Genomic DNA, 13,933 nt, shown 5'->3' with positions numbered 1-13,933 from the left:
GCTCGGAGTTAATCCGCCGATTGCCGCCGTTTCTTCACTACCGCCGCACGCTGTTCGATACTTGTTGAATCGGCCCACCATCAGGCTCTGTTAATCATCCCCGTTGGGGAAACGTCTGTGTTCCCCCCGGCGAGATCGGGGATGGAATGCGGTATCGCACCAGAATTCGGAGAGTTTGACGCGGGACGCGCGGATGCTGCGCACCGCGCTCGGCCCCGCCATTGCGCGCTTTCTGGAAGACCCGGCCGTTGTCGAAGTGATGCTGAACCCGAGGGGCGGCTGTGGATCGACCGGCTCTCGGAAGGCCTGTCCGACACGCGCGAGCGGCTCGCACCTGCCGATGGCGAACACATCGTGCGCCTGGTCGCCCATCATGTCGGCGCGGAGGTCCACGCGGGCGCTCCGCCGCATCATGCGCCAACATCCTCGTCGCCGGCTGACCGCGCCCGACGATAATGAGCACTACGTCTACGCTATAGCCCTCCAACGCCGCCTTTTCACAAGGTGCTCAGGTGCCGTGGCATGAACACGCTGAATTTCCGGGCCTCCGGGTGTTCAAATACGCCGATCCGCGGTATCAGGTCATCGCGACCGGTGACGAGCGCCAGCGGCTATTGCGCGTTTTTCAACAGTCCTGAGAACGCGCTCAGGGCCTCGGTCAATTCGTCGAACGACGGCCCGCCGAGGCAAAGGCGAATGCCGGTCGCCTGATCCCCGCTTTCGACCATTAGCGATGCAGGGGGCGTGACCCTGATGCCGATCGCGGTGGCTGCAGCAACGAGGGTATCGGCGACATCGCGCGGTGCGGGAAGCCAGGTGTGGCACGCTGCCGGATGGGTGATGAGACCGGAGGCCCCGAGCAGCGAGGCGGCCAGACGCGATCTGCGCGCGGCTTCATGGCCGAGATCCTTTTGAACCGATGCTATAACACCACTCGCCAGCCATGCCTCCACCAGTGCGCAGGAAAGGGGTGCCGGTTGCATCGGCATGTCCCGCACGATGTCCTCCGCAGCATCCATCATGGCGGGCGGAAGCGCCAACACCCCGATCCGTAATCCTGGCCCAAGTGACTTCGACAATCCATTGACGTGCAGCGTGATGTCCGGCGCCAAGGCCGCCAGCGGCGGCACGCCCGGCGCGGCGAAGGCATAAACACCGTCTTCGATGATCCGGGCTCCGGCACGGCGGCAGGTATCGACGATCGACAGTCGCCGTGCCGTTCCCATGGTCGCGGTGGTGGGGTTGTGCAGCGTCGGCGTGAGATAGACCGCCTTGCGGACCGCACGCTCATCGGCCAGCGCGATCGCGAGTGCCTCCGGGATCATGCCTTCCGCGTCGATTTCAATCCCGCGCATCTGGTGCCCTCTACGCCGGGCGAGTGCAATCGCGCCTGGGTATGTTATCCTCTCGGTCAGGATGACCCCTTGGGGACCGCAGGCCAGATCGAACGCCAGGGCGATCGCCTGACGGGCATTGCCTGCCAGGACCAGGCACGAGGGATCAGCCGTAACGCCCAGAGTTTCAAGCCAGCGTGCCATGAGACGGCGATGTTCAAGATGCCCGGTGGCCGGCGCATAGAGATTGAGCTGTTCGGCGTCGATCCTCCTGGCGATCCCCGCCAGCGTACGCGCCAAAAGCCGGTCGGTGAGCATGGCCGGTGGCGTGTTGGACGACAGGTCGATCTGTCGCCCTTCATGGGCCTGATGGATCGCCACGAAGGTCCCTCGCCCCTTGACGCTCCGCGTCAGGCCGCGCCTCTCGACGATGCCATAGGCCTTGGTGACGGTCCCGAGACCGATGCCGAGTTTCCAGGCGAGATCGCGATGGGCTGGCAGACGGTCTCCGCCTTTCAGTTGCCCTTCGATGATGTCGTCGGCAAGTGCCATCACGAGCCGGTCAGTGGTGCTGGCCTCGATGTCGGGAAGGCGTGGCACCCACGGGGATTGGAGGCGCATGGAAAATTCCTCAAAAGCGTCACGTGACACTATTTTAATATCGTTCAAGTGTACCACCGGATAGGATGACTGACTACATCACGTCAACTCGCAAAGCGCACGTCGCCCACGACGTCGCAGGGAGGTCGAATGTTCAGCCATGTCACCGTCGGATCCCAGGATCTGGAGCGGTCCGGCCGCTTTTACGATGCGCTGCTCGCCCCGTTCGGGTTGCGGCAACGTGTCGTCACGCCCGATGACGGCCCTTTGGCACTCTGTTGGGTGCTCGGAGACGCGGCACTCCCGCGTTTCTACGTGTACAACCCGCGTGACGGACTGCCGGCAACGGTCGGCAACGGCAGCATGACCGCTTTCCAAGCGTCTACGGCCGAGGCGGTACGAGCGTCATGGACCGCGGGGCTGGCGAACGGCGGGATGGATGAAGGCGCGCCGGGTGAACGCCCACATTATGGCGAGGGCTATTTTGGCGCCTATCTGCGCGATCCCGACGCAAACAAAGTCCACATCGTCTATCGCGGCGACCTTGACCCGCGCGATGAGCCGCCGCTGCTTGAGGAGAACGGTCGATGATCGCTAGCCAGATTATGCTCGTCTATGCCACCTATCTCCTCGCGACCGCCAGTCCAGGGCCGAGCAACATGGCGATCATGGCAACGGCGATGCGCGACGGCCGCGGCCCCGCCCTCGCACTGGCAGCTGGCGTCATCACGGGATCGCTCTTCTGGGCGATCCTTGCCGCAACGGGGATTTCCGCAGTGCTGGCGGCGTATGCGGACGCGCTCTTCGTCATCAAGGTTCTGGGTGGCATCTATTTGCTCTTCCTGGCGTTTCGCGCGGGCCGATCCGCGATGCGTGAGAGGTCCGACAGGATGACGACGCAGGCGAACGCGCCGCCGCCTCGCTATCGCCAACTCTACCGCCAGGGCATTCTCATGCACATCGGCAATCCGAAGGCGGTGCTTGCCTGGATCGCGATCATGTCGCTGGGACTTCGGAACGATACGCCCTCCGGCGTGCTACCGACGATCATCGGTAGCTGCGCCCTGCTGGGCGTCTTCGTGTTCGGTGGCTATGCGTTGCTGTTTTCGACTGCGCCGATGATCGCCCTTTACGGACGGTTGCGGCGCTGGATCGAGGGCGGCCTGTGTGTCTTGTTCACTGTTGCGGGTGTGAAACTGCTCGCGTCCGGGAGGTGACAAGCGCATGAGCGTTTCCGTCCACATGGTCGACGTCTTCGGCTCGGACAATTTCTCCGGTAATCCTCTGGTGGTCATCGTCGGCGCGGAGGCTCTCGCAACCGACGAGATGCAGCGCCTGACGCGCTGGTTCAATCTGTCGGAGACGACCTTCCTACTGCCGACTACAAATCCGGTTGCCGACTATCGCGTCAGGATATTCACGCTGGATCGGGAGATGCCGTTCGCCGGACATCCGACGCTCGGCACCTGCCACGTCTGGCTGAAAAGCGGCGGGGTGCCGAAAAGCGGAACAGACATCATTCAGGAATGCGGGGCTGGTCTGGTCAAAGTCCGGCGCTATCAGGACCGGCTCTCCTTCGCAGCGCCGCCTCTCATCCACTCCGGCGCGCCCTCGCTTGAGGAGCGGATCGAAGCGCAAGAGTTTCTCGGGATCAGCAGCCATGAGATCATCGACGCCGCCTGGGTCGACAACGGTCCGGGGTGGCTCGGCTTCCGGCTGGCATCTGCCGAAAAGGTCCTGTCACTCAAGCCGGCACGAAGCTGGCCGCGGCGCATCGACATCGGCGTGATCGGTCCCCATGCTCCCGGCGGCGATGCCGCCTTCGAGGTTCGCGCCTTCTTCACCGACAATCTGGGAACGATCGTGGAAGACCCGGTGACCGGCAGCCTCAACGCCTCGTTGGCGCAATGGCTGTTTGCGACCCGCGTGGCGGATAGCGACTACATAGCTGCACAGGGCACGTGTCTCGGCCGCAAGGGGCGTCTTCATGTCGGGCGGGATGGCGCGGACCAGGTCTGGGTTGGCGGCCAAACCCGCACGCATGTCGAGGGAACGTTGCTTGGCCTTTCCGGTATCGAATAGCGGCGTGACCGCCGCTTATCACTCTCACGCGACGTACGATGCGCCGCGGATATCAAGTGATGGCGTAGAATTGGCGGTTTTGCTCTGCCGCTTGGTGCCGTGCGGCGATCGGCGGCAAAATCGGGCTGTAGCGTGCAATCGGCGGGGCTGACTGGGCGTGCCCGACGATGATGAGCATTACATCTACGCTAGCCCTCTAACGCCGCCCTTTCTCACAAGTCGGTCAGGTGGGTAGGTATGAACGCCTCGACGAGGGCATCGAACACCACCCATACTTTGGGCGCAAGGTCCCGCGAGCGCGGCCAAAGCACGGTAATGGGGACATCTTCCGCAGGGGTGGCAACCGGTACCATTTCAAGCCGCCCGCTGCGGAGGTCGTCCGCTGCCAGCCAGGTCGAAAGGTAGGCCAATCGCAGTCCTTTTACGGTTGCGTCTCGCAAAGCTTCACCGTGGCTGACCGCATGGCGCGGTTGGATGACGAACAACCTGACCAGTCCGTCGGGGTCGCAGACCGTCCATGGCAGCGGGCGGCCATCATTGGCAAAGGCGAGACAGTCGTGTTTGACAAGTTCCTCGACGGAGGTGGGACGCCCGCGCTGGTCCAGATTGGCTGGCGCGGCGCAGACGACTGAGCGTTGCGTACCAATACGCCGCGCGATCAGGCAAAGCCACCACGGGAGATGACCCGGCATGGCTTGTCACTCGGCGGACCGCTTCAGGGCGTGCTGGCTGAATATGTGTGTCTTCACGAGAACTTCGCCGTCAAGGCACCCACATTGCTGACGGACGAGGAAGCCTCCACTTTGCCGGTTGCAGCGCTCACGGCATGGTTCGCCCTGATCGAAACAGGTCATCTGAAAGAGGGCCAAACGGTTCTGGTGCAGGGCACTAGCGGCGTCGCTCTGTTCGGGCTCCAGTTTGCTCAGGCTTTCGGAGCCCGTGTGATCGTCACCTAGCGGGGCGTGGAGAAGCTTGAACGCGCAAAAGCGCTCGGTGCCTCGGCGTAATCGACACGAGTTCAGACCCCGACTGGTGTGTTCGGCACTAGACCGGACCAACGGGCGGGGCGTCGATCACGTGCTCGAATTGATCGGCGGCGACAATATCAGTCAGTCGGCAGCCGTACTGGCTAACGGCGGGCGTATCGCCCAGATCGGCTTCATGAAGGGATGGGAGATCGTGCTGTCGGCGGTTCCCATGATGCTGAAAAGGGCGATCATCCAAGGCATTTCGGTCGGCCATAGACGATCGTTCGAGGACATGAACCGCGCCATCAACGGACACGCCATCAAGCCGGTAATCGACAGGGTCTACGCCTTTTGAGGATATTAGGAGCAGCGTTCGATCATCTCGAACGTGGTCGTTCGGTAAAGTGGTCGTTCGTTGCAAGAGCAAGGTTGGAAACTGATTCTCAAACCCGCCCTGTCGTGGCGCGAGTTGTTCAGCGGTGCCCGTCATCCGGGGGGTACCGCGGGGATCATGTCGATCGCGTCATAGGACAGGCCGGCGCTGAGGAAGCCCTTGCCGTGGATACCACTGGTCACGGATAGCGCCAGCTCGTTCTGCCCTGTCCGCAGCGCCGAGGTCGGGACGGCGATGGCGTAGATTCGGTTGTTGCCACGATACGTGCCAACCGTGAGCGTCCTGCTCTTTGGTTGGTCGGTCGCGGCCTGCGGTGGTGCCTGCCACCCATTAATGGCTACTTTGGGTCGCGCATTTGCGAATGCGGTGGTGATGCCGATCCGGAGCGTCATCGAAGCCAACTGTGCTTGAGTCAGCGTGAAGCGGATGCGCAGTGGGGAATTGATGTCGATCCATTGATAGGCGGGGAAGCCGGTCGCCGGTTTCGACTGGCCAATCACGTAGGGCGGTGGTGTCCACGACGCCATGCGGACGTCGGAGGGGTGCATGGTCGTCACCTTGTCGCCGTTGAGGAATTCGGTTGGCGTCCCGTCCCACTCGCCGATCCGCCACAGTGGCGCATCGTGCGCGGGATCGTGGTCGGCCCGCAGCGTGGGGAGAGGCGTGCGCGATCCGGCGCGCACCGTGACATCGCGCGACGCCACTTCGCGTTCGTTCTTGTAAATGGTCAGGCGATAGCTGCCGGGCAGCATCCCCTCGCGCACGAAGGCACCGGTGCCCGGCCGCGCCTCGGTCCAATATTGCGCCTGCGCGTTGGCAAAGCCGACGGTGTAGCGGAAGGCCGGATCCATGCCGTCGATCCCAACCCCCGTCACCGCCCCGCGCGCCTGCGGGGCGACATAGCCGGTCAGGCCCATGCGGCCATACCAATCGATATCGAGCGGACCGGGCTCGCCCCCGGTCGTGAATGCCAACGCATAGCTGTCGAGGATGCCGGTCCGCATCGGCTCGGTCTGCGCCTCGCCGTAGTTGACGATATAGGTCAGTTCCTGATCGGTGTCTGTCCCCTGATCGAGCAGGCTGCGATAGAAGGGGCCGCCCGACCCGCCTTCATTGTCGTCGCGCACCATCCATGCCGCCACGCCGGGGCCGCGCGCGCCAAAGAAGCGCCAGTCCTTCAGCCGCATATTCGAATAATGCTTGGAGCGCGACTGGCCGTCGGGGCGTCCGAACACGTCATGCCCCTCGATCAAATGGTCGGTCCCGGTCAGGTTCGACGGTTGCGGCCCATCGGGCAGCACCCCGCGCCGGATCCGCGCGATGTAGCGCACCAGCCCCAATTGCGGCTCGCGCACGAAGTACGTTGCCATGAAGATTGTCGGCACGCCGCGCCGAGCCATGTAATAATGGGTGAGGTCGCCGGCGCGGACGGTCACCTTGATGCGATCGGCATCCACCTGCGTGGCCGCAACGCTGGCGGTCGCCTGTCCCACGTACAGATCGGAAAAGCCGATATTGACCTGACTGCCCTTGGCCGGATCCTGGAACTCGACGCCGCGCCAGCGCATCGACACGATGTCTCCGGCACCCTTGCCGGTGCCCGCCGCCCCGCGCCGGACGGTGAAGACGAGGCCCGCACCCGTATCCACCGTGATCGACGCCGCGTCTTCGGTCAGGCCGAACGAAGAGGGCGCACCTTGCGCGGCCGCCGAACGGGTATCCCAGTCGTGGCTGGCCGCCGGTGAGGAAATCGCCAGCGCGGCTGCAGGAAGCGCGACCAGGATGAAGGCGGCTGTCATGGGCCTCCGTGCGCCGTAGGAGCATGGTGGGGCAGAGGGCAAGACGTCAGGCATACCAGATCCCGTCAAAGGTTACGAAACAATCGGAAAGTGGCCGCACCGAGGAAATCCCATAACCTGCTTGGGATCGACGTGCCGGTCGGATATGTTATCAGCCGAACCAATAGGGTCGGCGCGCGGTGTCGTGTCAGGACTTCGCGTTCCGCACGTCGGCGGCATGAGTGTACGCATTGGCCGCACTTTAGTCGCCATAATAGCCAGCCTCGTGCTGGTCACAGCGTGCCTGCACGTCGCGAGCGCCTGCGCTGCGATACGCCTGATTTGCAATATAGGAGTCATAACCCAGCTCTGCGCATCGGCAACGGTCGCGCTTCGGCGGCAAGAAACGTAATGAGGGCGATACCGAGATTTTTCATCTAAAATCTCCAAAACTGGTTGATAACATCGACAGATATGCGATTTTACGACCTAAATTTGGACTTAATAAGACTCTTCGCTCAGGTCGATGATCGGTCATAGTAATGACTGATATATCAACCACTTAAGTTGTAGCTTGTCCTTAGCCGCCTTAGGGACGAACACACCCCTCCTGCATTTGACGGACCCGGCCTGATCACCGAACAGTCACTGCGACATCGGGCCCGCTTCAATCCCAACTCTTTATGCGGCAGGTGGATATCACGCTGCAGACCAGTGAGATCGTCCGGATAGTGACCGTTTTCCTTTCCCCGTTAGATGTTACCCGTTCATCGACAATAAAAACCGCCTACTCTGTACGGGGAGAAGATCAGCGTAAAGCCGATGTCGCATCTCCGGACGTCTGCAAGAAACTCGCAAAGGTTAACAGCGCTATTTGCGACTTCAAGGCCTCGGGCAAATGGTTGAGACAAACACTGGTAGAAGACCCGTTGAACGCAATGCCCGCATGTAGGCACCGTTTTCACAAGATGCTCTGCTCGTATCGACATCAGCGCATTGAGCGATACCGCCGTTTGAAGAACGCGGAAGAGCTTGGTCCAATTGCTGTTGATCTTGAGTTGAAAGATGTTCTCGAAATGTGTCCAGTCGGTCTAACAGATCAGCTGTTGAAAGCTGAACCGTGATCGCCTTCAAGCAATTCTCCCAGTTGGCATTGACTTCAGCTTTTTCACGATCGGCATCGCCTGGATTACACTCCTGAGAAGTCCCTGGAATGTAGAATCTTCCATCTGGTGCCGGGTTTGTGCCGCCGCCGCATCCGGGAGTTCCGTTGCTAGTACCTTTGCCACCGTTGGCATTCGCTCCTGAACCTCCGTTACCACCGACACCCCCAGCCCCTGTTAGAGCCTCAGATCCAGCGTCTGCAACATGCAATGCAACGGGGAGAAGGATCGTTGTCACCGCTACCAGTTTGCCGATATTCCGGAGCATCTCATCCTCATCGATTTGCAAAAAAAATTGGAACTACCCGTTCAACCCATGTTTTTGACCAATTTGTGATCCTGGATAAGCTTGCTGAAAACCCTTAACAGGAGGACTTCACCCTAGCATCGCGACTTTCTTACACCTCCCATGCCAATCTTCAAAATAGTGTCTGAGTAGGCGGTTAGAAACCCGTACAAGGCTCGCTTGTCATGTAGCATTACAGTTGCGTATACTTACCGGTTGTGAATCTATAGGTCTCCATGATTCGGAGGTCATGGATGATGGGTGCTGCATCGATTGAGACAACGTTGGAACTTTGGGCATCGTCGCTGCGGGACGTTGAGGCGCGTATGCGCGGATTGTTTACGCAGGAGCGCGTTGCGGCTTCGGCGAACCTTTTCCTGGGCGGCTTGTTAGGTGATGAGCGCCGTAAGCAGCTTGGATGCGCGCTGAGGCGGCTGGCGATCCTGGTCCGTGGCGACAGCAAGCCATCTTGGGTCGTCGAAGGAGCGCTGCGCCGAGCCTGCAAAGGTCACGTTCTCGGGGTTAAATCGGACCATCATTTTGGCGCTTGGTCAGGTAAGCCTTTCGTCGCAGGAACCGCTCTGGAGATTGCCCGTGATCTCGATCCGGCTGCATGGCAGCGCCTTTCCGCCGGCGATGGCACAAAAGGCGCGCGGCTTCATGACTGGGCCTACTGCGAACTGGCTGATCTCGATGCCGACGAATACAGTGATACGCAAACCGGGCTTTGGACGCGTGGCTTGTTGATCCGGCGCAATATCCGTAATAGTGATCTCGCATTCTTCACGACTTGGTGCGCGGCCGGAACAGGCATTCAGACGCTCGTATCCGTCGAAGGTCACCGTTGGGCAATCGAAGATAGCTTCGAGACAGCCAAGAACGAACTCGGCCTCGATCATAACGAGACCCGCTCGTGGCATGGCTGGCATCGCCATGTCTCGCTCGTCATGCTCGCCTTCGCAATGATGGCTGTGATCCGATATCGCGATCTGGCTGGGGCGCGATGGGCAACCATCGTCCCCGCCGGGACCGTTTTATAGGCTCGTGGCACATTTGGTTAAACATTTTGAAATCAATAATAGTAACAATTCACACGAAATATCTTTCGGCGCGCCGCCGCCATAAACATTCAAAGTACAATCCAGCGATTTTCCGCCATGACAGCGGAATTGGTTCTCAGCACGGACTTGACGATCCTGTCTCCGCTCGAGCGCTCGTGACCTTCCCAAAAATGTCTTACCCATCATTTCTATTTAGGCGAACGATCATGTCATCATTCAATAATTTGCGTATTCTCACGAAAATTGCCCTAACGTTCTTTCTTTTGATCGGCATTAGCCTAGGCGTCAGTATCCTAAGCTACCAGTCTGTGTCGAAGCTCGAAGAAACAGCAAAAATGACCGATCATACCTATAAGGTCATCGGCACGTTGAACGGCATCGCCATGTCCATGGTCAACCAAGAAACCGGGCTGCGAGGCTATATTCTTTCTGCTGATGACAAGTTTCTCGCACCACAAAAGGCGGGCTTGGTGGACTATCAGAAGAACCTAGGTGAAGTCCGGCAGCTAACCTCGGATAACCCCGCCCAGCAGAAACGCCTTGATGCGCTGGAAGCGCTCGTGGCGACATGGCGCCAAAAAGTTGCAGATCCTGAACTGGCCTACATGGCGAACCCGACGACACGCGATCAAGCGCTAGCGATTGCGGTCAGCGGAGCAGGCAAAGCATCGATGGACGGAATTCGAGCAATCGTCCAGGAGATGATCAACGTCGAATTCGAACTGCTCGGTGCTCGCAGCGCAGCAGCCGAAGCGGCAGCCGCGTCGGCACGCTTCAGCAACTTGGCTGGCGGTGGGGCCATGCTCTGGGTATCTGCTTTGGCATTGGTTGTTCTGAATTTCGGTCTCGTCCGTCCTTTGCGCGGCATGAATGGTGCCATGCGTACTCTTGCGGATGGCCGTACCGATCTCGTCCCTCCGGGACATGACCGCAAAGATGAAATCGGCGAGATGAGCAAGGCCGTCGAAGTGTTCCGGCAGGCAGCGATCACTAACAAGCAGTTGCAAACCGAAGCAGAGGCCATCCGAACCAAGGCGGAAAGCGACCGTGTGCGCCTGACTGCAGAGGCGGAAGCCGCCGCGCAAGCCCGGCTCAACGAGGCGACATCGGGTCTCGCCGCAGGTCTCCAGCGCCTGGCCGCCGGAGATCTATCGTTCACGCTCACCGAACCGTTTTCCGCGGATTTCGAAGCGCTGCGTCACGATCTCAACGGCGCGGTGGCGCAGTTGGGCCAGACGCTGCGGGCAGTCACAGAGGCGACAGGTATGATCGATAGCGGCTCCCAGGAAATCAGCCGCGGCGCGGACGACCTCTCCAAACGGACCGAGCAGCAGGCAGCTTCGCTTGAGGAAACCGCTGCAGCGCTCGATCAGATCACCGCCAATGTCTCAAATTCCTCTAAGCGGGCTGATGAGGCTCGAACCGTCGCGGTTCAGGCAAATGCGAGCGCCAGCGAATCCGGCAAGGTGGTCGCGAAAGCCGTCGAGGCAATGGGCAAGATCGAGGCATCGTCCAAAGAAGTTTCCAACATCATCGGCGTCATCGATGAGATTGCCTTCCAAACCAACCTGCTGGCGCTCAATGCCGGCGTTGAGGCAGCGCGTGCCGGTGATGCAGGCAAGGGCTTTGCGGTCGTGGCGCAGGAGGTGCGTGAACTCGCCCAGCGCTCTGCCAAGGCTGCCAAGGAGATCAAAGATTTGATTCGAAACTCCTCGATCGAGGTTCAGAATGGGGTGAAGTTGGTCAGCGAGACCGGCGAGGCGCTGAAGACCATCGAGGGCTATATCGTCACCGTCAACCAGCACATGGATTCGATAGCGACATCGGCCCGCGAACAGTCGGTCGGTCTTGGGGAAGTCAACACCGCCGTCAACCAGATGGACCAGGTCACCCAGCAGAACGCCGCCATGGTGGAAGAGACGAGTGCGGCCGGTGCGACGCTCGCCGGAGAAAGCAGCAAGCTTCGCGATCTGATCGGCCAGTTCGTCCTCAGTGGGCAGGGGTCGAACACCCGATCACATGTCGAAGCACTCCGGCAGACGGCCAGCGCTATGTCCATTGCGACATCTGCGCCTCGTTCGGTGTCTGCGCCGACGCGCAAGCGTGCGGGTCAGCCCGCCATGGCTTTTTCCGGCAGTGCTGCCGTCAGCGAAAGCTGGGAGGAGTTCTGACGAAAGAGCCAGATCGCACAGACGCCAGCGGACACGGCCTGCGCTAGAGTCGCAGGTCGCTGATCGTTCAACCGCGATTCCTGGCCGGGAGCCTTGCCATTGATCGGGCCTTCGGGAGCGCGCTCGTAAAGCGCATGACCCAGTTCTGCCGCGCCAGCCGCCGGAGATGATCTCCATCAAAATCGTCACGTAAAGAAATCCCTGATCGCATTGTAAACCTCCCGTTTGCACCAGAGATTCAGATTCATCGCGCTTGGGGAAGGCCAAAGAGTCGAAGTCAGCGCGGCGGCGTATAAGCACGCTGTGCCGGAAAGTTTATAATCGCTTAACGCCCACTTGTGGTAACACACGCGTTCCTCGGGTTGGTATGCTGGATTTCCTACACAGAGTGCACGTGACGTCTGCTCACCGATGGCCAGCAGACGTCACGGCAAGATCTATCTTGATCGTATCTGCCATAAAATATATGATTCTGCTCCTGGTAAGGCGAGTGAAGCGGTGTTTTGGGAAGGGGAAGTCGAGCTTTGTGCTCATCGAGTTCAAAAATGTAATAGGTTTTTGCTTGGATCGTAAGATGTTTAGATACAGAATAAAGGTACTGGTCGCGAGAATGAGAGGGCCATTCATCATACCCAATGGAAAAGCGGCATGATGGTATTTCTTCTTGGTCTCACACTAAGTCTCAGTGCGCTTGCTCTTCGCTCAATAGCCGCTGTCGTTGCCATCGGAATATTGATTACTTTCGTCTTTGCAGCGGCCTTTGCCATGTCAGCACCCGGTGTGCATCTTCTGTCGTTGCTGATCGTGCTGGCTGGTTACAATGTCGGCATTGCCGTTGCTATTGTTGCGATGTTGGCTGCGTCGAGGTGCGCTGAGTATGAGAAAAATTTGCGATTAGAGCGCCGTGACACAGGCGCGGCTAACGCTGCCTTGCCTCAACCCTTATGGCGAGAATGGGAAATCATCTTACATCGACCGGTCCATCTCATCTGCGATAATGTTTCTTAAATTTACTGCAAGTGCTCGTTTGGTCGTTTATGTCTTGGCCGGGAATCGCACCCAAGCAGTGCAGTCGTTCAACGGTGGAATGCCGCGGCTCAACAATCGGTTCGAGGTACGCGCGCACTGCGAAATTGTGAAATCGCTTAGAGAGGTAGAGAGCAGCCACAATGGGCTAGCGCGTCCGTTTTAATCCGTGTCATAACCTGCAGCCGCGAAGTAGTTCGCACCTTCCTGTGGTTTGATGAGCGGAACGATTTTACCGACGGTATCCCACAACGCGCTCAACTGAGCGCTCGGCTTTAGCCTGCAGAAGCGCTTTCAGTTTGGAAAAGGCCATCTCGATTGGGTTAAAATCGGGGCTGTAGGGCGGGAGATAAAGCAGCAGCCGAACGCGCAGACATCCCGTCTGAAGACGCAGCCAGAACTCGAATGCGAAGATCGTCGCTTAACGCTCGTGACATTCATACCTCCTGATTCGAAGGTAGAGGATCACACCAAACAAAGCATGTCACCTCAATTTCGCTTCCGCGTTCAATGGAGGCGCTAGGTGCACCCCACATGGCGGTGGCAGGCTGGTAGGACATGTTGCCCCGTCAGTTTACTCGTTGACGAACGTAATAACATTACGTATTAAGTTGTTGTCAATCCCCGGGGAGGCAATGAGTGACGACGGTCTGAAATCTCCCCACCTAACACATGGCTTCAGGGCTTTATCCTCAGTGAAGAACAACGGCAATGCGGCTCGCAGCCTCGGTGCCAGACAGCCAGGCGCATCCGTTGAAGGATGCCGAATTCGACGCTTTTTCAATCTGCTCGGAGTGAAGTGCGCATCATCGCAATTCGCATTTTTGCTACGAAACAGCCTGATCAATTGAAGGAGTCTTCCATGTCCAACACCATACGCTTTGCCACTTTTGTCAGCCCGTTAACGCTTGGCGGCTTCGCCTCAAGCGCGTCTTCGGCAGAGCTGAAGGTCGTTGCCAGTTTCTCCATCATCGCCGACTTCGCCAACATTTTTGGATGCGACCGCGAAAGCTGAATGCAGGACTTGCCCTGTTCATTCCGGGCAGGTCTCTCGCCTGATACTCAAAACT

11 protein-coding genes and 4 pseudogenes are annotated in these 13,933 nt (G+C 59.4%); 11 read left to right on the top strand and 4 right to left on the bottom strand.

The window, feature by feature from the left end; translation table 11 throughout:
* Positions 1–193: 193 nt before the first annotated feature.
* Positions 194–405, top strand: a pseudogene (locus DSM25558_RS29410) (P-type conjugative transfer ATPase TrbB); the annotation flags it as partial.
* 206 nt (positions 406–611) lie between these two features.
* Here the strand turns inward: DSM25558_RS29410 and DSM25558_RS15580 are convergent.
* A complete protein-coding gene (locus DSM25558_RS15580; RefSeq protein WP_077105634.1) occupies positions 612–1,955 on the bottom strand; it encodes an aminotransferase-like domain-containing protein in 1,344 nt (447 codons plus the stop codon).
* Positions 1,956–2,084: 129 nt separating this feature from the next.
* Between DSM25558_RS15580 and DSM25558_RS15575 the strand changes: the two genes are divergently transcribed.
* The 3 genes from DSM25558_RS15575 to DSM25558_RS15565 are packed head-to-tail and all read left to right on the top strand — an operon-like array spanning position 2,085 to position 4,016.
* Positions 2,085–2,525 (top strand): VOC family protein, encoded by a 441-nt coding sequence (locus DSM25558_RS15575; protein WP_077105633.1) that lies wholly within the window; start codon positions 2,085–2,087, stop codon positions 2,523–2,525.
* Positions 2,522–3,151, top strand: coding sequence for a LysE family translocator (locus DSM25558_RS15570; protein WP_077105632.1), 630 nt, complete (start codon positions 2,522–2,524; stop codon positions 3,149–3,151). The genes DSM25558_RS15575 and DSM25558_RS15570 overlap by 4 nt, the downstream gene beginning before the upstream one ends.
* A gap of 7 nt (positions 3,152–3,158) precedes the next feature.
* Positions 3,159–4,016: a PhzF family phenazine biosynthesis protein gene (locus DSM25558_RS15565; RefSeq protein ID WP_077105631.1), complete on the top strand. Its 858-nt coding sequence runs from the start codon at positions 3,159–3,161 to the stop codon at positions 4,014–4,016.
* Between the two features lie 212 nt (positions 4,017–4,228).
* Here DSM25558_RS15565 and DSM25558_RS15560 read toward each other — a convergent pair whose 3' ends face one another.
* Positions 4,229–4,708 (bottom strand): LysR substrate-binding domain-containing protein, encoded by a 480-nt coding sequence (locus DSM25558_RS15560; protein ID WP_077105630.1) that lies wholly within the window; start codon positions 4,706–4,708, stop codon positions 4,229–4,231.
* On the opposite strand from DSM25558_RS15560, the gene DSM25558_RS29020 reads away from it, so the two are divergent.
* Together DSM25558_RS29020 and DSM25558_RS29015 are read left to right on the top strand one after the other, a co-directional pair.
* Positions 4,697–4,972, top strand: coding sequence for an MDR/zinc-dependent alcohol dehydrogenase-like family protein (locus DSM25558_RS29020; RefSeq protein WP_077105629.1), 276 nt, complete (start codon positions 4,697–4,699; stop codon positions 4,970–4,972). The two genes, DSM25558_RS15560 and DSM25558_RS29020, sit on opposite strands and share 12 nt — an antisense overlap.
* Positions 4,973–5,009: 37 nt before the next feature.
* Positions 5,010–5,339 (top strand): zinc-binding dehydrogenase, encoded by a 330-nt coding sequence (locus DSM25558_RS29015; protein ID WP_371480061.1) that lies wholly within the window; start codon positions 5,010–5,012, stop codon positions 5,337–5,339.
* A 131-nt stretch (positions 5,340–5,470) separates the two neighbouring features.
* Here the strand turns inward: DSM25558_RS29015 and DSM25558_RS15545 are convergent, their stop codons facing one another.
* Positions 5,471–7,177, bottom strand: coding sequence for a rhamnogalacturonan lyase B N-terminal domain-containing protein (locus tag DSM25558_RS15545; RefSeq protein WP_077105627.1), 1,707 nt, complete (start codon positions 7,175–7,177; stop codon positions 5,471–5,473).
* 671 nt (positions 7,178–7,848) lie between these two features.
* On the opposite strand from DSM25558_RS15545, the gene DSM25558_RS15540 reads away from it, so the two are divergent.
* The 4 genes and pseudogenes from DSM25558_RS15540 (at position 7,849) to DSM25558_RS15520 (ending at position 12,845) form a co-directional block, all read left to right on the top strand.
* Complete coding sequence (locus tag DSM25558_RS15540; RefSeq protein WP_143240120.1) at positions 7,849–8,280, top strand: hypothetical protein; 432 nt, start codon at positions 7,849–7,851, stop codon at positions 8,278–8,280.
* A gap of 561 nt (positions 8,281–8,841) precedes the next feature.
* A pseudogene (locus DSM25558_RS15535) lies at positions 8,842–9,645 on the top strand (hypothetical protein).
* Between the two features lie 227 nt (positions 9,646–9,872).
* Positions 9,873–11,837, top strand: coding sequence for a methyl-accepting chemotaxis protein (locus DSM25558_RS15530; protein ID WP_077105625.1), 1,965 nt, complete (start codon positions 9,873–9,875; stop codon positions 11,835–11,837).
* A gap of 648 nt (positions 11,838–12,485) precedes the next feature.
* The gene (locus DSM25558_RS15520; protein WP_077105623.1) at positions 12,486–12,845 is read left to right on the top strand and encodes a hypothetical protein; all 360 of its coding nucleotides are present in this window, start codon (positions 12,486–12,488) and stop codon (positions 12,843–12,845) included.
* A 180-nt stretch (positions 12,846–13,025) separates the two neighbouring features.
* Here the strand turns inward: DSM25558_RS15520 and DSM25558_RS15515 are convergent.
* Positions 13,026–13,221 (bottom strand): annotated as a pseudogene (locus DSM25558_RS15515) (transposase); the annotation flags it as partial.
* 504 nt (positions 13,222–13,725) lie between these two features.
* Here DSM25558_RS15515 and DSM25558_RS28380 point away from each other — a divergent pair.
* Positions 13,726–13,869: pseudogene (locus DSM25558_RS28380) on the top strand (metal ABC transporter substrate-binding protein); the annotation flags it as partial.
* Positions 13,870–13,933 lie beyond the last annotated feature (64 nt).

Source organism: Agrobacterium sp. DSM 25558, from assembly GCF_900100825.1.
Lineage (GTDB): Bacteria > Pseudomonadota > Alphaproteobacteria > Rhizobiales > Rhizobiaceae > Agrobacterium.
This window is presented reverse-complemented; position numbering and strand designations above follow the sequence as displayed.

Excerpts from the sequence above, each read along its gene's own strand:
- DSM25558_RS15580 (WP_077105634.1), bottom strand. The coding sequence starts at position 1,955 with ATGCGCCTCCAATCCCCGTGGGTGCCACGCCTTCCCGACATCGAGGCC.
- DSM25558_RS15575 (WP_077105633.1), top strand. The coding sequence starts at position 2,085 with ATGTTCAGCCATGTCACCGTCGGATCCCAGGATCTGGAGCGGTCCGGC.
- DSM25558_RS15570 (WP_077105632.1), top strand. The coding sequence starts at position 2,522 with ATGATCGCTAGCCAGATTATGCTCGTCTATGCCACCTATCTCCTCGCG.
- DSM25558_RS15565 (WP_077105631.1), top strand. The coding sequence starts at position 3,159 with ATGAGCGTTTCCGTCCACATGGTCGACGTCTTCGGCTCGGACAATTTC.
- DSM25558_RS29020 (WP_077105629.1), top strand. The coding sequence starts at position 4,697 with ATGACCCGGCATGGCTTGTCACTCGGCGGACCGCTTCAGGGCGTGCTG.
- DSM25558_RS15560 (WP_077105630.1), bottom strand. The coding sequence starts at position 4,708 with ATGCCGGGTCATCTCCCGTGGTGGCTTTGCCTGATCGCGCGGCGTATT.
- DSM25558_RS15545 (WP_077105627.1), bottom strand. The coding sequence starts at position 7,177 with ATGACAGCCGCCTTCATCCTGGTCGCGCTTCCTGCAGCCGCGCTGGCG.
- DSM25558_RS15530 (WP_077105625.1), top strand. The coding sequence starts at position 9,873 with ATGTCATCATTCAATAATTTGCGTATTCTCACGAAAATTGCCCTAACG.
- DSM25558_RS15520 (WP_077105623.1), top strand. The coding sequence starts at position 12,486 with ATGATGGTATTTCTTCTTGGTCTCACACTAAGTCTCAGTGCGCTTGCT.